At 72.4% G+C, this 26,957-nt stretch carries 27 protein-coding genes and 1 pseudogene; 11 read left to right on the top strand and 17 right to left on the bottom strand.

Annotation, left to right across the window (positions count from 1 at the left end; translation table 11 throughout):
• On the top strand, positions 1-601 hold a 601-nt coding region (locus E1266_RS19175), incomplete at its 5' end, for an aminoglycoside phosphotransferase family protein (RefSeq protein WP_132048826.1).
• 44 nt (positions 602-645) lie between these two features.
• On the opposite strand, the gene tsaD is transcribed toward E1266_RS19175, so the two are convergent.
• From tsaD to E1266_RS19135, 8 genes are all read right to left on the bottom strand, one after another.
• Positions 646-1,677 carry a tRNA (adenosine(37)-N6)-threonylcarbamoyltransferase complex transferase subunit TsaD gene (gene tsaD / locus E1266_RS19170; RefSeq protein ID WP_132048834.1) on the bottom strand — a complete coding sequence of 344 codons (1,032 nt, stop codon included), beginning with the start codon at positions 1,675-1,677 and terminating at the stop codon, positions 646-648.
• Positions 1,677-2,147 carry a ribosomal protein S18-alanine N-acetyltransferase gene (gene rimI / locus E1266_RS19165; RefSeq protein WP_132048832.1) on the bottom strand — a complete coding sequence of 157 codons (471 nt, stop codon included), beginning with the start codon at positions 2,145-2,147 and terminating at the stop codon, positions 1,677-1,679. The genes tsaD and rimI overlap by 1 nt, the downstream gene beginning before the upstream one ends.
• A gap of 20 nt (positions 2,148-2,167) precedes the next feature.
• The gene (tsaB, locus tag E1266_RS19160; RefSeq protein WP_132048824.1) at positions 2,168-2,848 is read right to left on the bottom strand and encodes a tRNA (adenosine(37)-N6)-threonylcarbamoyltransferase complex dimerization subunit type 1 TsaB; all 681 of its coding nucleotides are present in this window, start codon (positions 2,846-2,848) and stop codon (positions 2,168-2,170) included.
• A 72-nt stretch (positions 2,849-2,920) separates the two neighbouring features.
• Positions 2,921-4,216: a hypothetical protein gene (locus E1266_RS19155; RefSeq protein WP_132048822.1), complete on the bottom strand. Its 1,296-nt coding sequence runs from the start codon at positions 4,214-4,216 to the stop codon at positions 2,921-2,923.
• 129 nt (positions 4,217-4,345) lie between these two features.
• Positions 4,346-4,807 (bottom strand): tRNA (adenosine(37)-N6)-threonylcarbamoyltransferase complex ATPase subunit type 1 TsaE, encoded by a 462-nt coding sequence (tsaE, locus tag E1266_RS19150; RefSeq protein WP_347876731.1) that lies wholly within the window; start codon positions 4,805-4,807, stop codon positions 4,346-4,348.
• A 5-nt stretch (positions 4,808-4,812) separates the two neighbouring features.
• Complete coding sequence (locus tag E1266_RS19145) at positions 4,813-5,886, bottom strand: alpha/beta hydrolase (RefSeq protein WP_132048820.1); 1,074 nt, start codon at positions 5,884-5,886, stop codon at positions 4,813-4,815.
• A 9-nt stretch (positions 5,887-5,895) separates the two neighbouring features.
• Positions 5,896-7,020 carry an alanine racemase gene (gene alr / locus E1266_RS19140; protein WP_132048818.1) on the bottom strand — a complete coding sequence of 375 codons (1,125 nt, stop codon included), beginning with the start codon at positions 7,018-7,020 and terminating at the stop codon, positions 5,896-5,898.
• 181 nt (positions 7,021-7,201) lie between these two features.
• Complete coding sequence (locus E1266_RS19135; RefSeq protein WP_132048816.1) at positions 7,202-8,698, bottom strand: NAD(P)H-hydrate dehydratase; 1,497 nt, start codon at positions 8,696-8,698, stop codon at positions 7,202-7,204.
• A 206-nt stretch (positions 8,699-8,904) separates the two neighbouring features.
• Between E1266_RS19135 and E1266_RS19130 the strand changes: the two genes are divergently transcribed.
• The 3 genes from E1266_RS19130 to E1266_RS19120 all read left to right on the top strand — a co-directional run bounded on the left by E1266_RS19130 (position 8,905) and on the right by E1266_RS19120 (position 10,525).
• Positions 8,905-9,807 (top strand): helix-turn-helix transcriptional regulator, encoded by a 903-nt coding sequence (locus E1266_RS19130; protein ID WP_347876730.1) that lies wholly within the window; start codon positions 8,905-8,907, stop codon positions 9,805-9,807.
• A 39-nt stretch (positions 9,808-9,846) separates the two neighbouring features.
• A complete protein-coding gene (locus E1266_RS19125; protein ID WP_132048812.1) occupies positions 9,847-10,068 on the top strand; it encodes a DUF397 domain-containing protein in 222 nt (73 codons plus the stop codon).
• Between the two features lie 247 nt (positions 10,069-10,315).
• Complete coding sequence (locus tag E1266_RS19120; protein WP_132048810.1) at positions 10,316-10,525, top strand: DUF397 domain-containing protein; 210 nt, start codon at positions 10,316-10,318, stop codon at positions 10,523-10,525.
• A gap of 257 nt (positions 10,526-10,782) precedes the next feature.
• On the opposite strand, the gene glmS is transcribed toward E1266_RS19120, so the two are convergent.
• Complete coding sequence (glmS, locus tag E1266_RS19115) at positions 10,783-12,627, bottom strand: glutamine--fructose-6-phosphate transaminase (isomerizing) (RefSeq protein WP_132048808.1); 1,845 nt, start codon at positions 12,625-12,627, stop codon at positions 10,783-10,785.
• A 122-nt stretch (positions 12,628-12,749) separates the two neighbouring features.
• Here glmS and coaA point away from each other — a divergent pair, with 122 nt between their 5' ends.
• Together coaA and murD are read left to right on the top strand one after the other, a co-directional pair.
• Positions 12,750-13,694 (top strand): type I pantothenate kinase, encoded by a 945-nt coding sequence (gene coaA, locus E1266_RS19110; protein ID WP_132048806.1) that lies wholly within the window; start codon positions 12,750-12,752, stop codon positions 13,692-13,694.
• A gap of 118 nt (positions 13,695-13,812) precedes the next feature.
• Positions 13,813-15,105 carry a UDP-N-acetylmuramoyl-L-alanine--D-glutamate ligase gene (gene murD / locus E1266_RS19105; RefSeq protein WP_132048804.1) on the top strand — a complete coding sequence of 431 codons (1,293 nt, stop codon included), beginning with the start codon at positions 13,813-13,815 and terminating at the stop codon, positions 15,103-15,105.
• 46 nt (positions 15,106-15,151) lie between these two features.
• Here murD and E1266_RS19100 read toward each other — a convergent pair whose 3' ends face one another.
• The 5 genes from E1266_RS19100 to E1266_RS19080 all read right to left on the bottom strand — a co-directional run bounded on the left by E1266_RS19100 (position 15,152) and on the right by E1266_RS19080 (position 20,118).
• Positions 15,152-16,549 (bottom strand): alkaline phosphatase PhoX, encoded by a 1,398-nt coding sequence (locus E1266_RS19100; RefSeq protein ID WP_132048802.1) that lies wholly within the window; start codon positions 16,547-16,549, stop codon positions 15,152-15,154.
• Between the two features lie 117 nt (positions 16,550-16,666).
• Positions 16,667-17,383, bottom strand: coding sequence for an ABC transporter permease subunit (locus E1266_RS19095; protein WP_132048800.1), 717 nt, complete (start codon positions 17,381-17,383; stop codon positions 16,667-16,669).
• A gap of 4 nt (positions 17,384-17,387) precedes the next feature.
• The gene (locus E1266_RS19090; RefSeq protein WP_132048798.1) at positions 17,388-18,302 is read right to left on the bottom strand and encodes an ABC transporter ATP-binding protein; all 915 of its coding nucleotides are present in this window, start codon (positions 18,300-18,302) and stop codon (positions 17,388-17,390) included.
• On the bottom strand, positions 18,299-19,177 hold the full coding sequence (locus tag E1266_RS19085; RefSeq protein WP_132048796.1) for an ABC transporter permease: 879 nt from the start codon (positions 19,175-19,177) through the stop codon (positions 18,299-18,301). The genes E1266_RS19090 and E1266_RS19085 overlap by 4 nt, the downstream gene beginning before the upstream one ends.
• Entirely contained in the window at positions 19,174-20,118 is a 945-nt protein-coding gene (locus E1266_RS19080) for an ABC transporter ATP-binding protein (RefSeq protein WP_165966133.1), read from the bottom strand. Before E1266_RS19080 ends, E1266_RS19085 begins: the two co-directional genes overlap by 4 nt.
• A gap of 202 nt (positions 20,119-20,320) precedes the next feature.
• On the opposite strand from E1266_RS19080, the gene E1266_RS19075 reads away from it, so the two are divergent.
• Positions 20,321-20,989 carry an HNH endonuclease family protein gene (locus E1266_RS19075; protein WP_132048794.1) on the top strand — a complete coding sequence of 223 codons (669 nt, stop codon included), beginning with the start codon at positions 20,321-20,323 and terminating at the stop codon, positions 20,987-20,989.
• Positions 20,990-21,037: 48 nt separating this feature from the next.
• A complete protein-coding gene (locus tag E1266_RS19070; protein ID WP_132048792.1) occupies positions 21,038-21,355 on the top strand; it encodes a hypothetical protein in 318 nt (105 codons plus the stop codon).
• Positions 21,356-21,363: 8 nt separating this feature from the next.
• On the opposite strand, the gene glmM is transcribed toward E1266_RS19070, so the two are convergent.
• The 3 genes from glmM to rplM all read right to left on the bottom strand — a co-directional run bounded on the left by glmM (position 21,364) and on the right by rplM (position 24,005).
• Positions 21,364-22,707: a phosphoglucosamine mutase gene (glmM, locus tag E1266_RS19065; RefSeq protein WP_132048790.1), complete on the bottom strand. Its 1,344-nt coding sequence runs from the start codon at positions 22,705-22,707 to the stop codon at positions 21,364-21,366.
• Positions 22,708-22,930: 223 nt separating this feature from the next.
• Positions 22,931-23,437: a 30S ribosomal protein S9 gene (gene rpsI, locus E1266_RS19060; protein ID WP_132048788.1), complete on the bottom strand. Its 507-nt coding sequence runs from the start codon at positions 23,435-23,437 to the stop codon at positions 22,931-22,933.
• 115 nt (positions 23,438-23,552) lie between these two features.
• Positions 23,553-24,005, bottom strand: coding sequence for a 50S ribosomal protein L13 (rplM, locus tag E1266_RS19055; protein ID WP_132048786.1), 453 nt, complete (start codon positions 24,003-24,005; stop codon positions 23,553-23,555).
• A gap of 780 nt (positions 24,006-24,785) precedes the next feature.
• Between rplM and E1266_RS19050 the strand changes: the two genes are divergently transcribed.
• The 3 genes and pseudogenes from E1266_RS19050 to E1266_RS19040 form a co-directional block, all read left to right on the top strand.
• Positions 24,786-25,562, top strand: a complete 777-nt coding sequence (locus E1266_RS19050) for a CAP domain-containing protein (RefSeq protein ID WP_132048784.1) — start codon at positions 24,786-24,788, stop codon at positions 25,560-25,562.
• 117 nt (positions 25,563-25,679) lie between these two features.
• Positions 25,680-26,693, top strand: a complete 1,014-nt coding sequence (locus tag E1266_RS19045; RefSeq protein ID WP_132048782.1) for a hypothetical protein — start codon at positions 25,680-25,682, stop codon at positions 26,691-26,693.
• A gap of 24 nt (positions 26,694-26,717) precedes the next feature.
• A pseudogene (locus E1266_RS19040) lies at positions 26,718-26,957 on the top strand (hypothetical protein); the annotation flags it as partial.

The raw sequence follows: 26,957 nt of genomic DNA, 5'->3' as shown, positions 1-26,957 counted from the left end.
CGCCGGCGCCTACTGCGACGTCCCCGCCCTGCTCATCACCCTCCTCGCCGGCCACCCGCCGCACCCGTCCACCGGCGACCTGCCCGAGTACCTCATCCAGCTGGCCGCCGCGCTGCTGCCCCTGCACACCCTGAACGGGGCGTCCACGATGCCCCCGTACGTCCCGCACAACCGGCTCGACGTGCGGCGCCCGCCCCGGCACGCCCTGCGGCCCGAGCTGTGGGAACGCGCCCACGACGTCGCCGCCCGGCCCGCGCCCGAGGCGCCCGCCCGGTTCATCCACCGCGACTACCACGCCGACAACACGCTGTGGTCCTACGGCAGGCTCACGGGCGTGGTCGACTGGTCCGACGCCTCGTCCGGGCCGATCGCCGTCGACATCGCCCGGATGCGCCGCGGCCTGGCCCTGCGCTACGGCCCGCCGGTCGCCGACCGCTTCCTGTCCAACTTCGACCAGGTCTCCGGCGGCTACCCGCACGACCCGTACTGGGACGTCCGCGACCTGCTGGACCTGCTCCCCGAGGACGAGACCGGGGTCATGGACGAGGCCCACGTCCCCCTCTACGAGAACTACCTCGCCCGCATCCTCGCCCAGTGCTGAAGGGTGCCAGTGCTAGAGGGTGCCAGTGCTAGAGGGTGCCAGTGCTAGAGGGTGATCGTTTCGATCGGAAGGCTTGAGTCCGCCGGGAGGGAGAGGTCGGACGGGGCGGCACCGGAGGCGACGAGCTCGGAGCCGAGCGCGGCGACCATCGCTCCGTTGTCCGTGCAGAGCTTCGGGCGCGGCACCCGCAGCCGGACGCCGGCGGCCTCGCAGCGCTCCGCCGCGAGGGCCCGCAGCCGGGAGTTCGCGGCGACGCCCCCGCCGATGAGCAGGTCGCGGACGCCGTTGTCCTTGCAGACCTTCAGCGCCTTCCGCGTCAGGACGTCCACCACGGCCTCCTGGAACGACGCCGCGACGTCCGCGGCGGGCACCGGCTCGCCCGCGCGCTCCTTGGCCTCCACCCAGCGGGCCACGGCCGTCTTCAGGCCGGAGAACGAGAAGTCGTAGGTGCCGTCGTTGTACTTGCCGCGCGGGAACGCGATCGCGGCCGGGTCGCCGTCGCGGGCCATCCGGTCGATGACCGGGCCGCCGGGGAAGCCCAGGTCGAGGACGCGGGCGACCTTGTCGAACGCCTCGCCGGCCGCGTCGTCCACGGTGCTGCCGAGGGACCGGACGTCGCCCGCCACGTCCGGCACCAGCAGCAGCGACGAGTGGCCGCCGGACACCAGCAGCGCCACGCACGGCTTCGGCAGCGGGCCGTGTTCGAGCTGGTCGACGCACACGTGCGCGGCCAGGTGGTTGACGCCGTAGAGCGGCCTGCCCAGCGACAGCGCGTACGCCTTGGCCGCGGCCACCCCGACCATCAGCGCGCCGGGCAGGCCCGGGCCCGCCGTCACGGCGAACGCGTCGACGTCGGTGAACGCGATCCCGGCGTCGGCCAGCGCCCGCTCGATCGTCGGTTCCATCGCCTCCAGGTGCGCGCGCGACGCGACCTCCGGCACCACGCCGCCGAACCTGGCGTGCTGGTCGACGCTGGACGCGATCGCGTCCGCGAGCAGGGTGTTGCCCCGCACGATGCCGACACCGGTCTCGTCGCACGACGTCTCGATGCCGAGCACCAGCGGCTCGTCCCGAATCACTTGCTCTCCTTGGTGAAGCCCATGGGCGGACGGGTGCGGAGCTTGCGGCACATGACGATCGCGTCCACGTCCGAGGGCTGGTAGTACCGCTTGCGGACGCCGACCTCGTCGAAGCCGAACCGCTTGTAGAGGCGGCGCGCCCCGTCGTTGTCGGCGCGGACCTCCAGGAACACCGCCTCGCTGTTGCGGCGGGCGGCCTCGTCCAGCAGCTCGGTGAGCAGCGCGGCGCCGATGCCGCCGCCGCGCTGGTCGGCGCGCACCCCGATGGTCTGCACGTCGGCCTGGCCGCCGGCCGCGGCCAGGCCCGCGTAGCCGACGAGGTCGCCGCCGGGGGCCTCCGCGACGACGTAGTGCCGGGTCCGGGGCTGCTCGGCGAGCTCCTCGCGGAGCATCTCCTCGCTCCACGCGTCCTCCGGGAACAGCCCCTGCTCCAGCCGGAGGACGGCCGGGAGGTCCGTACCGGTCATGGTCCGCAGGACGATCCCGCTCACGCCCGCGTCACCTTCTTGCGCGGCCCGGGCTCCCTGGCGTCCGGCCTGCGCAGGTAGAGGGGCTCGGGCGGCAGGAGCTCGGGGACCTTCATCCCGGCCAGGCGCGCGACGGTCAGCTCGGCGAGGGCGGTGGCGGTGGGCAGCAGCGGCTCGTGCGCGCCTCCGCCGAAGACGTCCGGGAACAGCGTTGCGCCCTCGCCGACGACGGGGAGCCCGGCGGGCGCCCCGTCCAGCACGTCGGACGGCGCCCCCACGGCCGGGCCGGTGGCGCGCGCGCGGCACGAGTGGTACCGCGCCCAGTAGACCTCCTTGCGCCGCGCGTCCGTGACGACGGCGAACGGCTCGGTCCTCCCGGTGGCCCACGCGATGATGTCCAGGGTGCAGGCGCCGTGCACGGGGATGCTGAGCGCGTCCCCCATGGAGCGGGCGGTGACCAGGCCGACCCGGAGCCCGGTGTACGGGCCCGGCCCCACCCCGACGGCGATGGCGCTGAGGTCCGCGGGCGCCGCCCCGGCCTCCGCCATCACGCCCGCGATGGACGGGGTGAGCAGTTCGGTGTGCCTGCGGCGGTCGACCGCCTCGGCCACCCCGCGCGGCACCGCGCCCTCACCCGGCGTCCACTCGTACAGCGCCACGGTGATCGCGGCGGTCGCGGTATCGAAAGCCAAGACCAGCACGGGTTGTAAGCCTACAGGCCACCCTCCGGTAGGGAGCCGCCGATGACCGGACGGCCCGGCCGCGTGCGGCCGTCAGGACTGTTCGAGGCCCTGGATGACGGCGCGGGCCACCTCGACCGCGCCGTCGGTGGCGGTGCCGGAGGAGATCGGGTCGCCGTCGTTGCCGCCGGAGTAGTGGATGGTGATGAGGACGTTGCCCAGCCGGACGTTCCCGATCGCCTCGCCGGACCCCTGCCCCTTGTCGACGCTGTAGACGAGGTAGCCGTCGTCGCCGACGTCGTCGAGGCGGCGCTTCTCGGTGAGCTTCTGGCCGGTGAGGAGGGACTTGCCGGACTCGTCGGCGGTGCGCTCGGAGGCGAACGTGGCGGTGGCCGTGTCGGTGGCCGTCTGGCCTCGCGCGGCGGCGATGGCGCGGAGCTCGACGGTGAGCTGGCGCTTGTTCTTGCCCGTGTAGGCGCCCCACACGCACTGGTTCCGCCGGTCGCTGCTCTGGTAGGTCTCGGCCTCGGTCCGCTCGGACCCGGGCGCCAGCTTGTCGATGACGTCCTGGCCGACGATCGTGCAGGAGTCGGGCACGGCGTTGCGCTCGCCCTTCGTCAGCGGGGAGCTCTCGCTGGCGCCGCTGCCGACGACCCGGCCGCCCTCGTCCTCGCCGCTCGCGCCGACGCCGCTCAGGACGACGAACGCCGCGAGCACGCAGACCGCGACGGCCGCGGCCGCCCCGCCGAGGACGACGGCCCAGCGCCGGCCCGTGCGGCGGTCCCGCACGACGCGGTGGCTGCCGGTCCGGTAGCCGCCGCTGCCGGCCCGGTACGAGCCGCTGCCCGTCCGGTAGCCGCCGCTCTCGGTGCGGTAACCGCCGCTGTCCGCACGGTAGCCGCCGCTGTCGGTGCGGTAGGCGCCGGTGTCCCGGCCGTACTGGCCGCTGCCGGACCCGGTCTGGTAAGGGCCCGTCTCCCTCTGGTACGGACCGCTACCCGATGCGGCGGAGCGATAGCCGCCCGCGCGCTGCCCGCCGCCCGGGCGACCACCGGACTCGTACCCGCCGGACTGGTAACCACCGGACTCGTACCCGCCGGACTCGTACCCGCCGGACTCGTAACCGCCCGACTCGTAACCGCCCGACTCGTAACCGCCCGACTCGTAACCGCCGGACTGATACCCGCCGGACTCGTAACCGCCGGTGGCGTATCCACCGGTCCCGTAACCGCCGCCGGTTCCCGAGGAACCGCGGGGCTCGGGGTACGGCGCGTACTCGTCGCGGCCCGCGCCGTATCCACCGCCGTCCCGCCGCTGACCGCCGCCCCGGCCACCGTCCGAACCGCGGTAGCTGTCGCGGTGACCACCGCTGCCATGGCTACCACTCACGGTTCCCACTCCTGCTTGCGGAAATCAATATGTCGTGAAGGTGAGGCTCGTTCCGGCAAAGAGTACGACATCTAGCCGTAAAGTGGTCCAACCAGACTTGCAAAAAGCACAGAAGTTGTCCGGACCCCGTCATCCAGGGCCGAGTTCCAGGTCGGACCAGCGATGACCGACCCCGACGATCCTTACTTCGCGTTCCTCTCCGGCGCCCTCGCCGCGCGAAAGGATCACTTCCAGACGGTCCTCCGCAAGGCCCTCCGCGATTCCTTCTCCCCACTCGACGATCGTCACCGATTCATCGAGCGAAGCGTCGAGATCCAGGTCGTCAAGCTCCGCGAAACCGCCGAGCCGGTAGGCGTCCACGTGGACGAGCGGCGGGCCCTCGCAGAGCGACGGGTGCACCCGCGCGATCACGAACGTGGGGGACGTGATCGGCCCCCGCACCTTCAGGCCCTCGCCGATGCCCTGCGTGAGCGTCGTCTTGCCCGCGCCGAGCTGGCCCGTGAGCACGACCAGGTCGCCGGGACGGAGCACCCCGGCCAGGCGAACGCCCAGGTCGCGCATGTCCTCGGCGGTGGAGATGGTGAGCGAAATCACATTCACGCGGTGCGCTCCTTCTGCTGACCCTGACCAGGCCGGACGCGTTCGACGAGCCGGCGCAGGCCGCCGGTCACCACGCCCGGGTACTCCAGCGGCAGCACGTGCCCGGCCTCCTCCACCTCGACGAGCTCCGCGTCCGGCAGGGCCTCGGCGATGCGCCGGGCGTGCGGGGCGGGCGTCATCCGGTCGGCCCCGCCGGCGAGCACCAGCGTCGGCACGTTCCCGAGGACGCCGAGGCAGGCTGCCTTGTCGTGCGCCATCAGCGCCGGGTAGAACTCGGCGATCACGTCGATGGGGGTGCCCCGGATCATGTGCTCCAGGAAGTCGACCACGGTGGGGCTCACGTGCTTGTCGGCGAACGCCATCTTCCGCGTGACGACGAACGCCAGGTCGGAGCCGAGGCCGCGGGCACGTTCCACCAGCTCGGCGCGGCGGCCGAGGCCGCGCAGCGTCCGCGGGGCCAGCGGCCGGACGACCTTGGCCAGCACCAGCGGCAGCCCCAGCGTCATCTCCGCCAGGTCGCCGCAGGACGTGTTGATCAGCGCGACCCCCGCGACCTGCCGGTCGAACAGCTCTGGGTGCCGGTCCGCCAGCGCCATGATCGACATGCCGCCCATGGAGTGCCCCACGAGGATGACGGGGCGGTTCTTGCGGACGGTGGCCTTCAGCACGGCGTACAGGTCGTCGCCGGTCTGCTCGATCGTCGCGTTCAGGGGGTCGCTCCGCCCGGAGCGGCCGTGGCTGCGCTGGTCCCAGAAGACCATCCGCACGAATCCCTGCAGGTCGCGACGCTGGTAGTGCCAGGAGTGCAGGTTCAGGGTGTAGCCGTGGCAGAACACGATGGTCAGGCCGGCGTCGTCCGGGCCGTCCACCTCGACGTGCAGCGGGAGCCCGTCGTCGGCCTGGACGGGCACCTCCCGGCCGCGCAGCTCGCCGAACGGCTCGCCGGCGTCGGGGTCGGGCCGCAGCCGGACCCGGCCGACGACGGCATGGCGCAGGCCGACGGCGGCTCCGACACCGGCGCCCGCCGCGGCGCTCGCGACGCCGAGCCTGCGCCTGCTCCTGCTGTCCATACGCGCCCCCTACCGCCCCCCGGCCGGGTACGTCCTCGGTACCCGGGACCCGATGCGGGTGACGATCTCGTAGGAGATCGTTCCCAGTGCCTCCGCCCACTCCTGGGCGGTCGGCTCACCCCGGTCGCCCGGACCGAACAGGACGATCTCGTCCCCCGCCGCGAGCGTGTCGCCGCCGAGGTCGATGACGAACTGGTCCATGCAGACCCGCCCGGCGATCGTCCGGCGCCGCCCGCCCGCGAGGACCTGCAGCAGGTTGGACCCGTGCCGGGGGACGCCGTCCCCGTACCCCGCGGGGACGACGGCGAGGGTCGTGTCCCGTTCGGTGTGGTATGTGTGACCGTACGACACTCCGCTGCCTGCTGGGACCCGCTTGACCAGCGCCGCGGCCGCCACGAGCGTCATCGCGGGCCGCAGCCCGAAGGTGCCGGCCGCCGGAACGGGCGTCAGCCCGTAGGCGGCGATCCCCGGCCGGACGAGGTCGAAGCGCGCCTCGGGCAGCGTCAGCGCGGCCGCCGAGTTCGCGATGTGCCGGACCTCGAACCGCGCGCCGGCCTTCTCCGCGTAGCCGAGCATCTCGGTGAACGCGCCGAGCTGCGCCGCGATCGAGGGGTGGCCCGGCTCGTCCGCGCAGGCGAAGTGCGACATGACCCCGGCGACCCGGACCTGCCCCTCCGCCTCGGCCTTCAGCGCCGCGTCCACGAGGGCCTCCCAGTCCCGGCCGCGCGCCCCGCCGCGGGACATGCCCGTGTCGGCCTTGAGGTGGATCCGCGCGGGGTGCCCCGCGCGCTCCGCCGCCCGGACGATCTCGTCCAGCAGCCATACCGCGCCGACGGTCAGGTCGACGTCCCGCGCGACGGCGTCCTCGTAGGGCTCGCCGGGGACGCCGAGGCAGACCAGCGTCCGGACGGTGACGCCCGCGGCGCGCAGCCGCAGCGCCTCGGCCAGCTTCGCGACGCCCAGCCAGGACGCCCCGCCCGCGAGCGCCGCCCCGGCGGCCTCGACCAGCCCGTGCCCGTACGCCTCGGCCTTCACCATGGCCATGACCTCGGCGCCCCCCGCGCGCTCGCGCAGCAGGCCGATGTTGTCGCCGATGGCGTCGAGATCGACGCGCGCCTCCGCCGGAACCCTCATACCAACAGTCTGCCGTCCTCGCGGCCGTACCCGGAGCGTCATGGCCCAGCTCAAGGCCATTCCGGCCCGTATTCGAACGCCCCCTCGACGCCCTCTGTCCGATAGGACGTAAATGCCCGACCAGGGGTTCAGAAACGCTCCAGAAAGGCGGCACCGCCGCCGGCCACCAGGATCGGGAGCGCTACGTCCGGCGGGCGACGCCCTGCGCGGTCCGGCGGAATGCCTCTGGAAGGGCATTGATCACGTCGTGGGCGCCGATGGGGGCTTCGCCGCCGGGCTCGGGAGCCGCGGCGAGGCGCCCGGCCAGGCCGTGCAGGTAGGCGCCCGCGGCCGCCGCGTCGATGGCGGGCATCCCGCCCGCCAGGAGGGCGCCGACCAAGCCGGACAGGACGTCGCCCGTCCCGGCCGTGGCCAGGCGCGGCGTGCCGGTCGGGTTGACGCGGACGGGGCGGTCCGGCTCGGCGACCAGGGTCGTGGAGCCCTTGAGCAGCACGGTCGCGGACAGCTCGGCCGCGGCGCGCCGGACGTGCTCCAGCCGCCCGGCCTCGATGGCCTCGCGGCCGGCGCCGATGAGGCGGGCCAGCTCGCCCGCGTGCGGGGTGAGGACGGTCGGGGCCGCGCGGCGCAGGAGGTCGCGGCGGCGGGCCAGGACGGTGAGTCCGTCGGCGTCCACGAGGGCGGGCAGATCAGTGGTGAGGACGGCCTCCAGCAGCGACTCGCCGGCGTCGCCGGTGCCGAGCCCGGGACCGACGACCCACGCCTGCACCCGTCCGACGCGATCGAGGACCTCGGGACCGTGCGGACCGGGCTCGATGACCGTGGTGACGGCCTCGGGCCAGCGCTGCCGGACGAGTTCGGCCGGCCGGGCGACGGACGCGAAGCGCACCATGCCCGCGCCGCCGCGGACGGCGCCGCCCGTGGCGAGGACGGCCGCGCCGGTGAACTCCTCGCCGCCGGCGAGGACGCCGACGACGCCGCGGCGGTACTTGTCGGACTCGGAGCCGGGCTCGGGAGGCTGGACGTCCGCCGGGCGGGCCGCGACGACGTCCGGGTCGGGCAGGTCGGGGCCGAGCCCGATGTCGACCAGCTCGACCACTCCGCAGTGGGACGCGCCCGGGTCGACGAGGAGGCCCGGCTTGTGGGTGCCGAAGGTGACGGTGACGTCGGCGTGCACGGCGGTGCCCTCGACGCGGCCCGTGCTCGCGTCCACGCCGCTCGGGACGTCGCAGGCGACGACGACGCCGGGGGCCTGCGAGGCCAGTGCGGCGAGCCGGTCGTAGGGCGCGCGGAGGCCGCCCGTCCCGCCGATGCCGGTCAGCCCGTCGATGATCAGGTCGGCGTCGGCGACGGCGGCGGCCTCCTCGCCGTCCCGCAGGACCCGGCCGCCCGCGGCCAGCAGGGCCGCCAGGCCGCCCGCATGGATCTTGGAACCGGCCTGGACGGCGTGCACGCGGGCGCCGCGGCGGGCGAGCCGCGCCCCGGCGTAGAGGGCGTCGCCGCCGTTGTCGCCGCCGCCGGCCAGGAGGACCACGCGCGACCCGTACACGGCGGGCAGGACGCGGGCGCAGACGGACGCCAGCCCGGCGGCCGCGCGCTGCATCAGGGCGCCGTCCGGCAGGCGGGCCATCAGGGCCTCCTCGGCCGCCCGGACCTTGCCGACCTCGTGCGCGTACCTCATCCGCGGCTCCCCAAGTCGATCACACACTTAGAGTGCCACGCGACGCCCCTTCGCAAGCGTCATCCCGAACGGCACCGGGTGCGCCCTCTGTCCAAAGTTGTAACTTTTACTGCAACTTTCGGTGCCAGATGCGTGCGGGGATCACCGGCCGTAGAATCGTGTTCATCCGGTCCGATGCGTTCGCACCGCGGCCCCCGTGATGCGAAATGCGCCCAGATCAGTCCGCCGGGACTGGAGAGGCCCCACCGATGAGCACTTCCCGCGGTCCCTCCGTCCGGCAGCGGCGGCTGGCCGCCGAACTCCGGAGACTGCGCGAGCGGATGGGGCTCACCGGTGACGAGGTCGCCGACCGGCTCACCTGGTCGACCGCCAAGGTCTCCCGGATCGAGAACGCGCGGACCGGCGCGAAGATCAGCGACGTCCGGCGCCTCCTCGACCTCTACGAGATCGACGGCTCCCGCCGCGACGACCTCATCTCCCTGGCGCACGACGCCGCCCAGCGGGGCTGGTGGGAGGAGTACCGCGACCTGCCGGGCGAGCTGGCGGCCTTCATCGCGCTGGAGTCCGAGGCCACCGCCGTCCGGGAATGGGGCAGCACCGTCTTCCCCGGGCTGCTGCAGACCGAGAGCTACGCCCGGCACGTGATCGGCGGCTGGAGCGACCTCGCGACCCTGCCGCCGCAGGAACTGGAACGCCGGCTGGAGGTGCGAATGCGACGGCGGGACCTGTTGCACGGCGCACATCCGCTGGAACTGTCGGCGGTTATCGACGAGGCGGTTCTGCAACGCCGGATCGGCGACCGGAAGGTGATGCGGGAGCAGCTCGAACATCTGTGCCGGATGACCGAGCTTCCCAACGTTACGCTACAGATACTGCCTTTGGACGTTGCGCACTCGGTGTTGGCCGAGTCCTTTATACTTCTGGAATTCTCACCGGTGCACGACATCGTTTTCCCTGATATCGTTCACACCGAATCCCTGACGATCAGCCACTTCGCGGACGAGACTGTCACTTATATGTACAGGCTCGCTTATTCAAGCCTGGCCGATCAGGCCCTGGACACCGCCGGGTCACGGCGGCGCATCACCGAGGCCAGAGACGCCTGGTGAGGGTCCGCAAAGGGGCTCAATCCTTGTGAAAGGCACTCGGTGTCCCCTTTCGCCACTCCTGCTCCGCAATGGAGGAGAAGCGCCCACTGCGGGGCGAGTAACACGTGCGTCGAAGTCGCCGCACTGGCCGGTTCGTCCCATTTCATCGGGGCGCGCGACGCCAAGCACGGTACGCAGAGCCCGGTCCTGTCATTTTCCCAGGGAGAGTGGCGGGAGTTCGTCGGACGAGCCAAGAAGGGCGAATTCGACGTGCGTCGATGAGACGCGGCGCGCGCCCCGCCGCCGCCCGCTGAGGGCACGGTAGGGCGCCGCGGTGGACGGGCCGGGTCCACGCCGGACTCGGCTCGCTGCCCCTCACAGGCGAAACTCCGGTCCTTCCTCGTCACTCCTGGCACCCGCGCATCGCACAGACCGCAGGTGGTCAGGAGTTTTTTGTGATCTTGTTACCTTGTGCTTGGCACCGGCAGCGCAGCCGCGGCCACCCGCTGATCTCAAGGCAGGAGCCGGTATGAGTTCGTTTCCTGAAACGCCGCCCGCCCGCTGGAGAAGGAGCGTCCGGTGCGGCGCCAGCAATGGGTGCGTCGAGGTCGCAGGGCTCGGTGGCGGCGCGGTTTCCGTGCGGGACACCGAGAACACCGCGACGAGCCTGGCGTTCGACCCGGAGGAATGGCGCAGGTTCACCGAGCGGGCCAAGGCGGGCCGCTACGACCACCCCTGAAAGAATCCCTGCAACTTACACGCCCACTGAGAATCTCACGCAAACAGAGAATTGCGCGAATGAGCGATGAACGCGTTCCGCTCCCTGCCCACCGAACGTTTTCACGCCGCGCACCGGAATGCCCGACGAATTTCCATCCGTGATCAGGTCGAGACCATTGTTCGGGCCTCGCGGACGCCCCTCGGAACACGATCCGGGGGCGTCCGCGCCCGGGTGGCCGCGCCACCCGCCCCGCCGGCGGCTCAAGCCGGCTCCGCCTACTCGACGGTGACGGACTTGGCGAGGTTGCGGGGCTGGTCCACGTCGTGGCCCTTGGCCGAGGCCAGCTCGCACGCGAACACCTGCAGCGGGACGGTCGTGACCAGCGGCTGCAGCAGCGTCGGCACGGCCGGGACCCGGATGAGCGTGTCGGCGTACGGCTCGACCGACTCGTCCCCGTCCTCGGCGATCACGATCGTGCGGGCGCCGCGCGCCCGGATCTCCTGGATGTTCGACACGATCTTGTCGTGCAGCACGTCCCGCGCCCGCGGCGGGACGACCACCACGACCGGCAGGCCCTCCTCGATGAGCGCGATCGGGCCGTGCTTCAGCTCGCCCGCGGCGAAGCCCTCCGCGTGCATGTACGCCAGCTCCTTGAGCTTCAGCGCGCCTTCGAGGGCGACGGGGAAGCCCACGTGCCGGCCGAGGAACAGGACGCAGTGCTCGTTCGACAGGGACCGGGCCAGCTCGCGGACCGGCTCCATCGTGTCCAGGACCTTCTCCACCTTGTCCGGCATCAGCTCCAGGAGCTGCACCATGGCGAAGACCTCGTCCCCCCACTTGGTGCCGCGCACCTGCGCTATGTAGAGGGCGATGAGGTAGACGGCGACGAGCTGGGTGAGGAACGCCTTCGTGGACGCGACCGCGATCTCCGGCCCCGCGTGCGTGTACAGGACGCCGTCGCACTCGCGCGGCAGCGTCGAGCCGTTGACGTTGCAGATGCCGAGCAGCTTGGCCTTCTGCTCCCGCGCGTGCCGGACGGCCATCAGCGCGTCCATCGTCTCCCCGGACTGGGAGATCGCGATGACCAGCGTCGTCGGGGACAGGATCGGGTCGCGGTAGCGGAACTCGCTGGCCAGCTCCACCTCGCAGGGCAGGCCCGCCCAGTGCTCGATCGCGTACTTGGCGATCAGCCCGGCGTGGTAGGACGTCCCGCACGCCACGATGATGATCTTGTCGACCTCGCGGAGCTCCTGGTCCGGGATGCGCATCTCGTCCAGGTGGAGCCGACCGTCGGCGCCGATCCGGCCGAGCAGCGTGTCGGCGACCGCCCGGGGCTGCTCGGCGATCTCCTTGAGCATGAAGTAGTCGTAGCCGCCCTTCTCCGCGGCGGACACGTCCCAGTCGACGTGGTACTCCTTCACCTCGGCGGGCCGCCCGTCGAAGTCGGTGACGGTCACCCCGCTCGCGCGCAGCTCGACGATCTGGTCCTGGCCGAGCTCGATCGCGTCCCGGGTGTGCGCGATGAACGCCGCGACGTCGCTGGCGAGGAAGTTCTCGCCGTCCCCGACCCCGACGACCAGCGGCGAGTTGCGGCGCGCGCCCACGACGAGGTCGGGCGAGCCGGTGTGCACCGCGACGAGCGTGAACGCGCCGTCCAGCCGGCGGCAGACGCGCCGCATCGCGTCGGCGAGGTCCCCGCCCGCCTTCAGCTCGTCCTCCAGCAGGTGCGCGACCGCCTCGGTGTCGGTGTCGGAGCCGAGCCCGTGCCCCGCCTCCTCCAGCTCCGCGCGCAGCTCGGCGAAGTTCTCGATGATCCCGTTGTGGATCACCGCGACGGAGCCGGTGCAGTCGACGTGCGGGTGCGCGTTCCGGTCGTTCGGCGGGCCGTGCGTGGCCCACCGCGTGTGCCCCATGCCGAGCGTCCCGGCGGGCGGCGGCTCCTCCTCCAGCGCGCCCCGGAGGTTCACCAGCTTGCCCGCGCGCTTGGCCGTCGCCAGCTTCCCGTCGGCCAGCACGGCCACCCCGGCCGAGTCGTAGCCGCGGTACTCCAGCCGGGCCAGCCCCTCCACGACCACGTCGAGCGCCTGCCGGCCGCCTACGTACCCCACGATTCCGCACATGGCGGCAACTCTATTCGCTGTCTTCCGCGGGGCCTACCGGGACGGGACGCCGAACGGTGACGTCAGCGTGGCCGGCCGGTGAAAACCCGGTTATTGGACGAGCCGCCGGTTACTGTTCAGCCATGACGAGCGGATGGGACGACCCCGTGCCGAACCCGTACGTGGAGCTCTCCAGGGACGAGTGGCGCGGGCTGCGCGAGAACACGCCGCTGCCGCTCACGCCCGGCGAGCTGGAGGCGCTGCGCGGGCTGAAGGACCCGATCGACATCGCCGAGGTCGAGGAGGTGTACCTGCCGCTCTCCCGGCTGCTGAACCTGTTCTTCCAGTCCGACGGGCGGCTGCGCGACACCGTCAGCGGCTTCCTCGGCGGCGAGGTCCCGCCCACCCCGTTCATCATCGGCGTCGCCGGGAGCGTCGCCGTCGGCAAGTCCACGACGTCGCGGCTGCTGCGGACGCTCCTCGCCCGCTGGCCGGAGCACCCGGCCGTCGAGCTGGTCACCAGCGACAGCTTCCTCTACCCGAACGCGGTGCTGTCCGAGCGGGGGCTCATGGACCGCAAGGGCTTCCCGGAGTCCTACGACCGCCAGGCCCTCGTCCGGTTCGTCTCCGCCATCAAGTCGGGCGTGGACGAGTACGCGATCCCGGTGTACTCGCACCTGGAGTACGACATCGTGCCCGACGCGACGCAGACCGTCCGGCGTCCCGACATCCTGATCGTCGAAGGGCTGAACGTCCTGCAGGCACCGCCCGCCGGCAGCCTCGGCGTCGCGGACTTCTTCGACTTCTCCATCTACGTGGACGCCCGCGTCGAGGACATCCGGCAGTGGTTCATCGACCGGCTGTTCGCGCTGCGCCGCACCGTGTTCACCGACCCGCGCTCCTACTTCCACAAGTACGCGCACGAGCTGGACGAGGACGAGACCGCCGCGTTCGCCCAGCGCGTCTGGCGGGACGTCAACGAGATCAACCTCGTCTCCAACATCCTGCCGACCCGCTCCCGCGCCACGCTCGTCCTGCACAAGGACCGGGACCACGCCGTCCAGCGCGTCCGCCTGCGCCGCATCTGACCCTGTATCTGACGCCGCGCCCCGGCGGGGCGTGTCGCGTCTCGGCTCCGGGTGGCGGGCGCCGCTGCAGTACCCTTCGAGCGTTCTGCCTTCCAATGTCCGTGCGGGGAGTCTCCGGATGCGTATCGCAGTTGTCGGCTATGGCGTCGAGGGACGTGCCGCCGTGGAGTACTGGCGACCGCGTGGCGACATCGTCGTCCACGACCGCAAGGACGTGGAACTCCCCCCGGATGTCGAGGGCCGCACGGGCGCCGACTACCTGCGGGGGCTGGACGAGGCCGACCTCATCGTCCGCGCCCCGGGCGTCCACCCCAGTGCGCTGCCCTCCGGCTCCCAGGTGACCAGTGTGATCGGCGAGTTCCTGGCCGAGTGCCCGGTCCCGGTGATCGGCGTCACCGGCACGCAGGGCAAGGGCACCACCTGCACCGCCATCGCCGCCATCCTCGGGGCGTCGGGCCGCCGCGCCTTCCTCGGCGGCAACATCGGCGTCCCCCCGCTGCAGTTCCTCCCGGAGCTGGCGGACGGGGACGTGGTCGTCCTCGAACTGTCGAACATGCAGCTCATCGACCTCAAGCGGTCCCCGCACATCGCGGTCGTCCTGCCGGTGACGCCCGACCACCTCAACTGGCATCCCGACATCGAGGAGTACTACGCCGCGAAGACCTCGATCGCCGCGTACCAGGGGCCCGGGGACACCGTCTTCTACGCCGCGGGCAACCCGGTGGCCGAGCGGGTCGCCGCGGCCGGCGCGGGCCGGAAGGTGCCGTTCGGCGTGCCGGAGGGCTTCCACGCGGCGGACGGCGCGATCCACGACGGCACGACCCGGCTGCTCGACCTCGCCGACAGCCCGCTGCTCGGCGCGCACAACGTCGCCAACCTGACGGCCGCGGTCGCCGCCACGTTCGACCTCCTCGGCCGCGACACCGCGCTCCTGCGCGAGGGCGTGCGCGCCATCAAGCCGCTGCCCCACCGGCTGGAGCCCGCCGGCGAGTCCGGCGGCGTCGCCTACGTCAACGACTCGCTGTCCACGACGCCGGAGACCGCGCGCGCGGCGATGGCCGCCTTCCCCGGGCCGAAGGTCATGATCTTCGGCGGCTCGTCGAAGGGGCTGGCCTTCGAAGCGCTCGCCGAGGCGGTGGCCAAGGAGAACGTCCGGGGCATCGTCATCATCGGCGAGGTCGGGCCCCGCATCGCCGCCGCGCTGGACGAGGCGGGCATCACCGGCCACACCGTCGCCGACGGCCCGATGACCGAGGTGGTCGCCAAGGCCGCCGCGATGGCCCGCCCCGGCGACACGGTCCTGCTCTCCCCGGCCTGCGCCAGTTTCGGCGACTTCCGCGACTACGCCGACCGCGGGAACCAGTTCAAGGCCGCCGTCCAGGAGCTCATCGGCCAAGAGCCGGCCGGCTAGGGGCCAGCAGCCCGGACGGCGGCGTCCGTGCTCCGTTCCCGCGGGTCTAGTGCCGGTTCCAGGGGCCGGTGACGGCGAACGTGGTACCCGGTTCGTAGACGTTGACGTACATCGTCGTCCGGCCGCCGCCGCAGAACGTCACGCCCGCGAACTCGCCCCACTCGGGCTCGGCCTCGGTGCCGGTGTTCTGCCGGTTCCTGGCCACCGGGTACACCTCGCGGCACCGGGTCACGCCGTACACGTGCTGCGCGCCGCCGCCGTCCTCGCACACCATCAGCCCGCCCTGCGGCGCCAGGCAGATGTTGTCGGGCGACTCGCCCGGCGTCCGCACGTCGGTGTCCGGCCCGAACACGATCACCAGGGTCAGCCGGCCGGCGCGCGGCTCGTACGACCACACCTGCCCGAAGTGGTCGGCGCCCGACCCCTCGTCGCGGCGCGCGAAGCTCGTCACGAAGTAGACGCGGTCGCCGCCCCAGTAGCAGCCCTCCAGCTTCTGCGCGTGCGTGACGCCGCCGCGCCCGAAGTCCTGGAACCGGATCGGGGTCTCCCTCGCCAGCGGATCGGGCACCCGCTTCCACCGCACGCCGTCGATCACGGTGCCGGGCTGCTGCACCGTCGAGAGGTCCGGGACGCCGGGCACCTGCATCGCCTCCAGCCGCCCGCCGGCCCGCAGGCTCCCGAACCCGCCGCGCGGCCGCCGCGGAAGGAACCGGTAGAACAGCCCGAACGGCCGCTCGAACGCGTCCTCGGTCTCGTACACGGTCCCGTCGCGCGGGTCGACGGCGATCGCCTCGTGCTGGAACCGCCCCATCGCCTCCAGCGGCTCGGGGACGGTGCGGTCCTGCCGGTACGGGTCGACCTCGAAGATGAACCCGTGGTCCTTGGTGAAGTCGCCGGTGCCCGCCTTGTCCTCGTTCTCCTCGCAGGTCAGCCAGGTGTTCCACGGGGTGGGCCCGCCCGCGCAGTTCACCGCGGTCCCGGCGATGGCCACCCGCTCGGTGTGGACCCGGCCGCCGTGCCCGACCTCCAGCGCGGTGCATCCGCCCAGCGCCCCCGGATCGTAGGTGACGCCCTCGACCGGCGGCACCCGGTGCTCGGCGTCCGGGCGGTTCTCGTGGTTGCGGACGAGCCAGGTGCGCCCCCGGCCCGGGAAGGCGGCCATGCCGTCGAAGCTGCTCGGGACCGCCCCCTCTCCCGAGCGGAGCCGCTCCCCCTCGCGGGACAGGACGGTGTACCGGAACCCGCGCGGCAGGTCCAGCACCCCCTTCGGGTCGGGCACCAGCGGCCCGTACCCGGCCCGGCCGCCGGCCGCCGCGGCGGCCGACTCGTCAGCCGCCGCGGCGGCCGCGTCACCGGCGAACAGTTCCTCGACGGCGCCGGTGAAGGCGATCCCCGCCCCCACCGCGCCCGTCCCGGCCAGGAGCCGGCGTCGGGAGACTGACATGGCACACACTCCCCTGGGGTTGACGATCAGGTACCCCAGGGCCGTTGTAACACGGGTCACACCGCCGGGATACGGCAGACACTCACAGTGCCGCGCCGCGCCGTCCCAGACCGGGCATCACTCGGCGCTGGCGACCGGTAGCGCCCGCAGGCGGAAGGTGGCGAGGAACGTGGCCGCGAGCGCCACCACGACCAGCAGCGTGACCGCCACGGGCAGCCCGACGGTCGAGGTGACCATGGACGCGTCGGTGAGCGCGTCGGCGACCGACAGGGACCACTGCTGGACGGACGCCGACTTGGCGCCCGGCGCGAAGCTGCCGAGGAGGGTCTCCCACACCAGCGCGTACAGCAGGCCGATCGTGACGGCGTTGCGGCTCAGCACGCCGAGGGCGACGAACACCGCGCTGTAGGTGATGCCGCCGACGAGGATGCCGATCGTGAACGCCGGCGTCACCTGGGCGGTGGTCCCGACCAGGACGAGCCCCGCCAGCAGCGTCGGGACGACCGCGAAGATCGTCACCAGCACGATCGCGACGACCAGCTTGGTCACCACGATCACCTCGCGCGGGATCGGCTTGGTCAGCACGTACATGATCTGGCCGTCGTCGATCTCCGGTGCGATCACGCCCGTCCCGGCGATCAGCGCGAGCAGCGGCAGCAGGGTCGCGAGCCCGAAGTTCTGCAGGACGTGCGCCGAGAGGTCCAGGTCGTTGTTGCCGGTCGCGCGCAGGATCACCGAGAGGACCAGCAGGAGGAGCGGCAGGCCCAGCAGGAGCAGCGCGCGCTTGCGCCCGAGCATCGCCCGGAACGTGATCATCGCGATTGTGGGGTTCATCGAATCACCGGGCCACCAGGTAGGAGAAGACGCTTTCCAGGGACTCGTCCGACGGGGAGACCTCCCAGAGGCGCACGTCGGCGTCCCGGGAGACCCGCGGGAGCAGCCAGGTGAAGCGCTGGAAGTCGACGGCCTCGACCTGCAGCCCCTTGTCGGTGAGCTGGACGCTGCGGGCCGAGCCGTCCGCGATGATGGCGGCGGCGAGGCGGCGGTCGTCGGACGAGCGGACGAGGAACACGTGCGGCCGGTCGGTCATCAGCCGCCGGATCTTGCGGAAGTCGCCGGACGCCGCGTGCCGGCCGGCCACGATCACCTCGATGTGGCTGGCGAGCCGCTCCACCTCCTCCAGGATGTGCGAGGAGAACAGGATCGTGCGCCCCTCCTCGGCCATCCGGCGGATGAGGTCCATGAGCTGGAGCCGCTGCCGCGGGTCCATGCCGTTGAACGGCTCGTCCAGCAGCAGGACCGGCGGGTCGTGCACCAGGGCGGACGCCATCTTGATGCGCTGCTTCATGCCCTTGGAGTAGTTGCCGATCGGGCGGCCGGCGGCGTAGTCCATCTCCACCAGGCCGATCGCGCGGCGCGCGGCGGCGGCCGGGTCGGGCAGCTTGTGGAGTTTCGCCATCGCGAGGATGAACTGCTCGCCGGTGAGGAAGTCGTAGGCCGACTCCCGCTCCGGGACGAGGCCCAGCTTGCGGTAGGCGCCCGGGTTCTGCCAGATCGGCGTCCCGTCCAGCGTGACGCTGCCGGACGACGGCGCCAGGAACCCGCCCATCATGTGGATCAGCGTCGACTTGCCGGCGCCGTTCGGGCCGAGCAGCCCGGTGACGCCCGGCCCGACCTTCATCGACACGCCGTTGACCGCCACGACGTTGCCGTACCAGCGGGAAACGTTCTCCAAGACCAGCTCACTGCTCATGAGAGCCCCGCCTTCCGGAACCTACGGTAGAGAACCGCGATCGAGCCGAGGACGATGGCGACGCACAGGGCCAGCGCGACCACGCCGCCGGTGACGCCCGGCGCGATGCCGACCGAGGACGACTCGGCGCCGAGCAGCCTGACCTGGACGATGTCCACCAGGTTGAACGGGGCGCCCAGCCCGGCCCAGCCCTGGAGGGTGAAGTTCGTCCGCTCCTCGGCGATGCCCTGGACGATCCCGACGATCGTGGTGCTGAGCATGTAGACGGCGATCACCGCGGCGACGCCGAACCCGCGCCGCGGGGTGAACGCCGCGATCACCATCCCGATCGCCGCGAGCACGAGCGCGAACAGCACGCAGCCGACCAGGCCGCCCAGGTACTCCAGGACCTGCTTCCCGGGGTCGGGCGCCTTGGCGACCAGGCCGCCGACGTACAGCAGCGTGACGGGCACCGCCATGAGCGCGAACAGCGCGGTCGCCAGCGCGGCGCTCTTCGCCAGGACGAAGTCGAGGTGGCCGACGGGCCGCGAGAAGTACAGCGGGATGACGTGGAACCGCACCTCCCGCGAGGCCAGCACCGGCGCCTGCGTGGCCAGGAAGATCGCCACGATGACCTGCATGATGTTCGCGTAGGACGCGTACGGGATCAGCGCGTCCTCCTGGTCGGTGAACGCGAACACCGCGACCGACCCGGCGGCGGGCAGCAGCATGATCGCCGCCAGCAGGAACGGCATGATCTTGGCACGCGCGGGCCGGCCGAGGCCGAACGCGGCGCGCAGGTTGTGGACGTACAGCGACCGCAGCACGTAGCCGCGCCCGCTGCGGGGCCCGTCGTAGTGGCGGTAGCCGATGTCGTGGATGGTGCTGATGCTCATCGGGACGCCTCCTGCGGGACGCTTCCGGCCGCGCTCTCCCCCGGCGGCCCGGCGCGGAAGACCTCCTCGATGTGGTGCCGGCGCTGCTCCATCCGGATCAGCCGCAGCCCCAGTTCGGCGACGCCGTCGCGGATCAGGTCGTAGGTCGTCTCGCCGGCGATGTCGACGACGAGGAACCGGCCCTCCGGCTGGACGGACACGCCCTGGTCGTAGAGGTGGCGGCCGAGCTCGTCGCGTCCCTCGTCCACCTCGACGGTGAGGACGCCGCTGGCGGCCGTGTACGCCTCGACGGCCTGCGAGCGCAGCAGCTTCCCGCCGTCGATGATGACGACGTGGTCGCAGACCCGCTCCAGCTCGCCCAGCAGGTGCGACGTGACGAGCACGCTGATCCCGAACTCGGCGCCGATGCGCCGGATCAGGTCGAGCATCTCGTCGCGCCCGGCGGGGTCGAGGCCGTTGGTGGGCTCGTCCAGGAACACGAGCTGCGGGTCGTGGACGAGGGCCTGCGCGAGCTTCACCCGCTGGCGCATCCCGGTGGAGTAGCCGCCGATGGGGCGGTAGCGCTCCTCGTACAGGCCGACGTGCCGGAGCGTGTCGGCGGCGCGTTCGCGGGCCGCGGTCGGGGGGAGCCCGGACATCCGGGCCATGTGCACGACGAACTCGGTCGCGGACACGTCCGGGGGCAGGCACTCGTACTCGGGCATGAACCCGACGCGCTCCCGGATCCGCAGTCCCTCGCGCGCGATGTCGAGGCCCAGCACGGTCGCGGTGCCCGACGTCGGGGGCAGCAGCCCCAGCAGGATCTTGATGAGGGTCGACTTGCCGGCGCCGTTGGCGCCGACCAGCCCGACGACGCCCGGCTCGACGGCCACGGAGAGGTCGTCCAGGGCGGTCACCCGGGGGAACCTCATCGTCAGGCCCTGGGTGGCGATGATCGGCATGGCTATGAACCTAGCGGCTGGCCGCGCGCGCCACGTCAACCTAAAGGGCGATACGGGGAAGCCTTTCGTCCGCCGCCGGATCGACCTTCGTCAGCCCGCGGTTCTACCCATGGGTTCCCCCCGTGGGCGGGTGGCCACCGCACCGTTCCATACGGTTTGATCGGTCTCTACATACATATCCATATATGTCGGGCGGTGGGTCATGGTGCGGACGGCTGTGGCGGGCCTGGCGCTCGTCATCCCCCTCGCGGTGGGCTGCGACGCCGGCGTGAGTCTCTCCGAGGGCGGCTCCCCCGCCCCTGGCGCGTCGGACGACAAGCCCGGGGCCGGCGCCGAGAAGCGCGCCCGCACCGCCCTGGCGGAGCTGCGGATCGCGTCCGAGGGCGACGGCGGCGGGTACGAGCGCGACAAGTTCGGGACGCGCTGGAAGGACATCGACCGCAACGGCTGCGACCAGCGCAACGACGTCCTCGACCGCGACCTGTCGGACGTCGGCAAGAAGGGCGGCTGCGTCGTCATGAGCGGCCGGCTGCGCGACCCCTACAGCGGCAAGGAGATCGACTTCTCCAAGCAGGACGCGGCCGAGGTGCAGATCGACCACATCTACCCGCTCGCGCTGGCCTGGCGGATGGGCGCCTCCCGGTGGAGCGAGGACGAGCGGGAGAAGTTCGCCAACGACCACGACAACCTGCTCGCCGTGTGGGGCGTGCCGAACCGGCAGAAGAGCGACTCCGGCCCCGGCGAATGGAAACCGCAGAAGGGCTACCAGTGCACCTACGCGGTCAAGTACATCGCGGTCGCCGACAAGTACTCGCTCCCCGTGACCCGCGCCGACCACCGAGCCCTTGAGGACTTCCTGGCGCGCTGCTGAGCACCGTATCGACCTGGTACTGGGCGCACCCGCCAATATGCTCCTCGTATGAGCGAATCCAATGGAAGAGCCCCGGACACCGCGAACGACGCGGACGAGCGTCCCCGCGTCCGGACGGAGCGCGGCGTCGGCGCCCGCGCCACCGGCGCCGAGGTGACGGGCGCGTCCGCCACCGGCCTCACCCTGCGCCTCGGCAACGGCCTCGGCTCCCTGGCCATGGGGTCGATGGCGCTCGGTGCGCTCGCCGTCGGCGCCGTCGCCATCGGCAAGCTCGTCGTCAAGCGAGCGGTCATCGCCCACCTGGAGGCCGGCACGGTCGAGATCAAGCACCTGAGGGTCGGCCGGCTGGAGATCGACGAGCGCTAGCCGTACAGCTAGCCCAGCGCGGAGCGGACCACCCCGGCGAGGTCCTCGGCGACCTCCTGCGCCTGCTCCTCCGAGGCCGCCTCCACCATCACGCGGACCATCGGCTCGGTTCCGCTCGGCCTGATCAGCACCCGGCCCGTCGCACCGAGCCCGGCCTCGGCGGCGGCGATCGCGGCGGCCAGCTCGGGCGAGGTCTTCGCGCGGTTCTTGTCGACGTCCTTGACGTTGACGAGCACCTGCGGAAGCCGCGTCATCACCTTCGTCAGCTCGTCCAGCGGCCGGCCCCGGCGGGCCATCGCGGCGAGCAGGTGCAGGCCGGTCAGGACGCCGTCGCCCGTCGTGGCGTGGTCGAGCATGATCACGTGGCCGGACTGCTCGCCGCCGAACCCGAAGCCGCCCTCCTTCATCGCCTCCAGCACGTACCGGTCGCCGACCGCGGTCTCCACCACGGTGATCCCCGCCTCCCGCATCGCGAGCTTGAAGCCGAGGTTCGACATCACGGTCGCGACGACGGTGTCGGCGGCCAGCGCGCCCGACTCCCGCAGCTCCAGCGCCAGGATGGCCATGATCTGGTCGCCGTCCACGATCTCGCCGGTCGCGGTCACCGCGAGGCAGCGGTCGGCGTCGCCGTCGTTGGCGATGCCGGCGTCCGCGCCGTGCTCCTTGACCGCCTCGCGCAGCGCCTCCAGGCTCGTGGAGCCGCAGCCGGCGTTGATGTTCAGCCCGTCCGGCGCCGTCCCGATCGTGAACACCTCGGCGCCCGCGCGGCGCAGCGCCTCCGGCGCCACGTCGCTGGACGCGCCGTTCGCGCAGTCGACGACGACGCGCAGGCCGTCCAGCGACACCGGGACCGTGCTCAGCAGGTGCGCCACGTACTGCTCGACCGCGCCGTGCGCCTCCCGGACCCGGCCGACCCCGGCGCCGGTCGGCGGCTCCCACGGCTCGCCGAGCCGCGCCTCGATCCGGTCCTCCAGCTCGTCCGGCAGCTTGTAGCCGCTGCGGTCGAAGAACTTGATGCCGTTGTCGGGGGCGGCGTTGTGCGAGGCCGACAGCATGACGCCGACGTCGGCGTGCAGCTGGTGCGTCAGGTACGCGACGGCGGGCGTCGGCAGCACGCCGAGCCGCAGCACGTCCACCCCGGAACTCGCCAGGCCCGCCACGACGGCCGCCTCCAGGAACTCACCGGAGGCCCGCGGGTCGCGCCCGACCACCGCGAGCGGCCGGTGGCCTTTGAACGCGCCCTCCTCGCCCAGCACCCGCGCCGCGGCGATGGACAGGTCCATGACGAGCGGGGCGGTCAGATCGCGGTTGGCGAGCCCTCGCACGCCGTCGGTCCCGAACAGACGAGCCACAGTCAACTCCCGAGAGGAAACGGAAACCGCGCGGCCCCGGACGGGGACCACGCCCCGATCGCGCCACGCGGTCAAATGTAGTGGGCACCGGTCCGCCGTCCGCCCGCGTCGCGGGAGCGCACGCGGCCCGGACCGGTTGCGGACGAGTCCTTGAAAAAGCAGACGAGCCGCCGCGCCCGCCGGCCCCGCGGGGGCCAGGAGGTGCGGCGGCTCGTACCGCCGGTCAACGCTTGCTGTACTGGGGCGCCTTGCGGGCCTTCTTGAGGCCGGCCTTCTTGCGCTCGGGGACCCGCGCGTCACGGGTGAGGAAGCCGGCCTTCTTCAGGGCCGGGCGGTGCTCGATGTTCGCGAACTGCAGCGCGCGGGAGATGCCGAGGCGCAGCGCACCGGCCTGGCCGGTGGTGCCGCCGCCGCCGACCCGCGCGAGGACGTCGAACTGGCCTTCGAGGCCGAGCAGGACGAACGGCTCGTTCACGATCTGCTGGTGGACCTTGTTCGGGAAGTACTGGTCCAGCGAACGGCCGTTGATCTTCCACTGGCCGGTGCCGGGGACGATGCGGACCCGCGCGATGGCCTGCTTGCGGCGGCCGGTGCCGGCGGCGGGGCCGGTCGCGACGGGCTGGCCGAGGTAGCTCTCGCCCGCGGCCTCGGGCGTCTCGGTGCTGTACTCGGACGGGGCGTCCTCGTAGGAGTCGAGCTGCTCGGTGCCCGGCTCGGTGGTCTCGTCCACGGTTCTCCTTGGGTGTTCTAGCCAGGGCGGCGGGCCCGCGCTGCGGGTGCCCCGGCGGCCTCTTGTTCAAGGTCGCACACGGCGCGGCTCGTGGACCGGCTCGCGTGCGGGGGTGTCACTTGCCGGTCTGGCTGATCTGGGTGATCTCGAACGGGACCGGCTTCTGCGCCTGGTGCGGGTGCTCGGGGCCGGCGTAGACCTTCACCTTGCCGAACATCTTCCGGCCGAGGGAGTTCTTGGGCAGCATGCCCTTGATCGCCTTCTCGACGGCCCGCTCGGGGTTCTTGGCCAGCAGCTCGGCGTAGGTCACCGAGCGGAGGCCGCCCGGGTAACCGGAGTGCCGGTAGGCGCGCTTGCGCTCCGCCTTGTTGCCCGACATCGCCACCTTGTCGGCGTTCACGATGACGACGAAGTCACCGGTGTCGATGTGCGGGGCGTAGATCGGCTTGTGCTTACCCCGAAGCAGCTGCGCGACCTGACTGGCGAGACGGCCCAGCACGACATCGGTCGCGTCGATGACGTACCACTGACGCTGGACGTCAGCGGGCTTAGGGGTGAACGTGCGCACGGTCGTCAGCCTTCGTTTCTCGTCGACTACTCAGTGGTTGATCATCACCCGTCCTGGCGGGCGGGCGATGTTCATCAGCGGAATCCTGCTCGCGCCGATCAGCGAACTCGTCCGACCTGGCGCTCCGGGAGGCCGGGCCCCGATCCGGTGCCCGCACCGGCGGCGCGGGCACTGCGGGGACACCCCGACACGTCGTTGCATCGCCGGGACGCTCGCACTGGGCAGGCGTCGACACACAACAACCACGCAGAATACCCGTCCGCGTACACAAGAGCAAAGCAGTCGTGCAACAGGGTTGCGGATCCACTCTCGCGCAGCCGTCAAGTCAGTCAGGCAACTGACTTGACGGACGTTGCCCACCTCGGAGAACAGTCAGCACCCCCACAATCACCGTACGTGGCCATTTTGCCCTTTTTCGGACGATCTTCGTAACCAGATGTACATAACGGGATATGGTGCCCGGCGACCGGTCCACGCCGGCTCCGGCCGGCCCGCACACGGGAGCCCCCGCTGTCTACTCCCCGCAGACCAGGCGAGAACCCCGGACGCCGCCCGTCCCGGTACCCCGGGCAGGACGGCGCCGGAGCACGTGCCGGCGCCGCGCGCGGCGTCCCCTCCGGCACCCCTTCCCGCGACGAGCTCGTCGCGGGCGGGCCGCGGCGCGAGACGTCCCGCTCCGGACCGGCCGATGGCCGCCGTCCGCAGGGCGGGCGCCCGCCGGGCGGACGTCCCCCCGGCAAGGGGCCCAAGCGCTCCCGGGCGAAGAGCCTCACCGGCATCGTGGTGGCCGTCACAGCGTCCGGCCTCGCGATCGGCACCGGGGTGGCGATCGACCGCTTCCTGCTGCCCGACCTGCGGTCGGAGCGGACCGCCGCGTCCGGACCCGAGGCACGGCCGTCCACCGTGATCCCGGCCGGACCGCAGAGCGACACCCCGACCGGGGCCGGGACGGGCGCCGAAGGCCGCGAGCGGCCGTCCGGCGCCGCGCCCGCGCCCACCGCGGAGCAGCCGACGCCGCCGCTGAAGGCGATCCGCGACCCGAGCCGCTCGACCGCCGCGCCGTCCAAGTCGAGCGAGCCCACCGCCTCGCGGCCCCCGTCCGGCGGCGGATCGGGCGGCTCCGGCGGCTCGGGCGGTTCCGGCGGCTCCGGCGGCGGGTCGGGGAACACGGCCGGGCAGTCCGGACCCGAGGCGGCCGTGGTGTCGCTCACCAACGCCGAGCGCGCCAAGGCCGGCTGCGGGGCGCTGCGCGTCGACCAGCGGCTCGTCACCGCCGCCCGAAGGCACTCCGCCGACATGGCCGCCAAGAACTACTTCTCCCACACGTCGCAGAACGGCGACAGCCCGTGGGACCGGATGGCGGCCGCCGGATACCCCGACGCCGGAGCGGAGAACATCGCCAAGGGCTACCCCACCGCGGCGGCCGTCGTGAACGGGTGGATGAACAGCCCGGGGCACCGGGCCAACATCCTCAACTGCGGCCTGCGCGCCATCGGCGTCGGCATGGCCTCCGGCTCCGGCGGGCCCTACTGGACGCAGAACTTCGGCCGGAAGTGATCTGCGCCGCTCCCGGCGGTGACCTTCGGCGAACCTCCGGCGTCCGGTTCGCCCCCATGTCATGGTGGGTGTTCCGAAGGTCCAGAGCCCCGCACGAGGAACGGTAAGGTCCAACCCATGGGTTACCCGGGCGATCAAGGCCAGCCCGGCGGCTGGCCGCCTCGGCAGCCGCCGCACGAGCCGTACGGACCCGGAGCCGAAGCACCGCCGTACGGCCGAGACAGCGACCAGGCCCCCTTCGCGCCGCGCGACGACCCCTTCGCGCCGCGCGACGAGGGTCCCGGCGGGATGCCGCCGGGCGGTCCCGACGGCAGGTTCGACGACGACCGGTTCGGGAACCCCTACGGCGATTCCCACGGGCACCCCGAGGCGATGTCGTCCGGCGGGCCGGAACGCTCCGGGAAGGGCCGCCGCACACCGCTGGTCATCGGCGCCGCGGCGGTCGCCGGGCTCGTCCTCATCGGCGGCGGCATCGGGCTGTCGTCCATGCTGAAGGACGACTCAAAGCCGGACGCCGAGAAGTCCCCGGCCGCGGCCACGCCGACGCCCACGCCCAGCCCCACCCAGCCCGTGCTCGCGCCCGTGAAGCTCAAGAGCCGCACCACCGACCCCAAGCCGCTGACGCTCAAGGAAGTGTTCGGCAAGGGCAAGTTCAAGGCGCATGGCCACAACTACGTCCGGACGGCCGTGAACGCGAAGAAGAGCTGCGCGTCCGTCGTCGGCGGCAGGGCGCTGGAGACGACCCTCAAGCAGGGCCGCTGCACGCAGGCGCTGCGGGCCACCTACGCGCTGACCGGAGGCCAGCTCATCGGCACCGTCGGCGTGTTCAACCTCGAGACCGAGGCCGCGGCCAAGAAGGCCGTGAAGGCCGCCGCCGCCAAGGACGCCTTCCTGCAGGCCCTGCCGGGCAAGGGCGTCTCCAAGACCAACGGCAGGGGCGAGGCCCTCGGCACGTCCCAGGCGCGCGGCCACTACCTGCTCATGACGTGGGTGCAGCGCCCGGACGGCAAGAAGATCCCCGCGAAGCACCACGCGGCAGTCCGCGTCTTCGGTGCCGAGATGGTGAAGGGCAGCAACCTGGCCCTGGCCCTGAACTACAGGGAAACCGAAGGCGAGCCCCTCCAAAGGTGACCGGTTTGAATACCCTCTCTGCCTATGTCTGGTTCTAGAGACACCCGGGAGTCCGCCGAGGAGGCGGGGACGTCCGCCGTCCCCGCCGACGCGGTGCCGCCCAGCTTCGGCGGCGCGGCTCCCCCGGCCGACCCGCCGCCGGCGGACGCCGAGCCCGGCACGGACGCGGAGCCCGCGGCGGCCGACGCCCTGCGGCTGCCTCCGTTCGGCCTGGAAGCTCCCTGGTGGGCCGCCGAGTCCACCGAGACGGCCCCGCCCGGCGAG

It is taken from the genome of Actinomadura sp. 7K534, assembly GCF_004348575.1.
Taxonomy (GTDB): Bacteria; Actinomycetota; Actinomycetes; order Streptosporangiales; family Streptosporangiaceae; genus Spirillospora; species Spirillospora livida.
This window is presented reverse-complemented; position numbering and strand designations above follow the sequence as displayed.

What these genes read in the sequence shown, in the direction of transcription:
- rimI (WP_132048832.1), bottom strand. Translation starts at nt 2,147, where the DNA reads ATGACCGGTACGGACCTCCCGGCCGTCCTCCGGCTGGAGCAGGGGCTG.
- E1266_RS19145 (WP_132048820.1), bottom strand. Translation starts at nt 5,886, where the DNA reads ATGGACAGCAGGAGCAGGCGCAGGCTCGGCGTCGCGAGCGCCGCGGCG.
- alr (WP_132048818.1), bottom strand. Translation starts at nt 7,020, where the DNA reads ATGAGGGTTCCGGCGGAGGCGCGCGTCGATCTCGACGCCATCGGCGAC.
- E1266_RS19135 (WP_132048816.1), bottom strand. Translation starts at nt 8,698, where the DNA reads ATGAGGTACGCGCACGAGGTCGGCAAGGTCCGGGCGGCCGAGGAGGCC.
- E1266_RS19130 (WP_347876730.1), top strand. Translation starts at nt 8,905, where the DNA reads ATGCGCCCAGATCAGTCCGCCGGGACTGGAGAGGCCCCACCGATGAGC.
- E1266_RS19120 (WP_132048810.1), top strand. Translation starts at nt 10,316, where the DNA reads ATGAGTTCGTTTCCTGAAACGCCGCCCGCCCGCTGGAGAAGGAGCGTC.
- glmS (WP_132048808.1), bottom strand. Translation starts at nt 12,627, where the DNA reads ATGTGCGGAATCGTGGGGTACGTAGGCGGCCGGCAGGCGCTCGACGTG.
- coaA (WP_132048806.1), top strand. Translation starts at nt 12,750, where the DNA reads ATGACGAGCGGATGGGACGACCCCGTGCCGAACCCGTACGTGGAGCTC.
- murD (WP_132048804.1), top strand. Translation starts at nt 13,813, where the DNA reads ATGCGTATCGCAGTTGTCGGCTATGGCGTCGAGGGACGTGCCGCCGTG.
- E1266_RS19100 (WP_132048802.1), bottom strand. Translation starts at nt 16,549, where the DNA reads ATGTCAGTCTCCCGACGCCGGCTCCTGGCCGGGACGGGCGCGGTGGGG.
- E1266_RS19095 (WP_132048800.1), bottom strand. Translation starts at nt 17,383, where the DNA reads ATGAACCCCACAATCGCGATGATCACGTTCCGGGCGATGCTCGGGCGC.
- E1266_RS19090 (WP_132048798.1), bottom strand. Translation starts at nt 18,302, where the DNA reads ATGAGCAGTGAGCTGGTCTTGGAGAACGTTTCCCGCTGGTACGGCAAC.
- E1266_RS19085 (WP_132048796.1), bottom strand. Translation starts at nt 19,177, where the DNA reads ATGAGCATCAGCACCATCCACGACATCGGCTACCGCCACTACGACGGG.
- E1266_RS19080 (WP_165966133.1), bottom strand. Translation starts at nt 20,118, where the DNA reads ATGCCGATCATCGCCACCCAGGGCCTGACGATGAGGTTCCCCCGGGTG.
- E1266_RS19075 (WP_132048794.1), top strand. Translation starts at nt 20,321, where the DNA reads ATGGTGCGGACGGCTGTGGCGGGCCTGGCGCTCGTCATCCCCCTCGCG.
- E1266_RS19070 (WP_132048792.1), top strand. Translation starts at nt 21,038, where the DNA reads ATGAGCGAATCCAATGGAAGAGCCCCGGACACCGCGAACGACGCGGAC.
- E1266_RS19045 (WP_132048782.1), top strand. Translation starts at nt 25,680, where the DNA reads ATGGGTTACCCGGGCGATCAAGGCCAGCCCGGCGGCTGGCCGCCTCGG.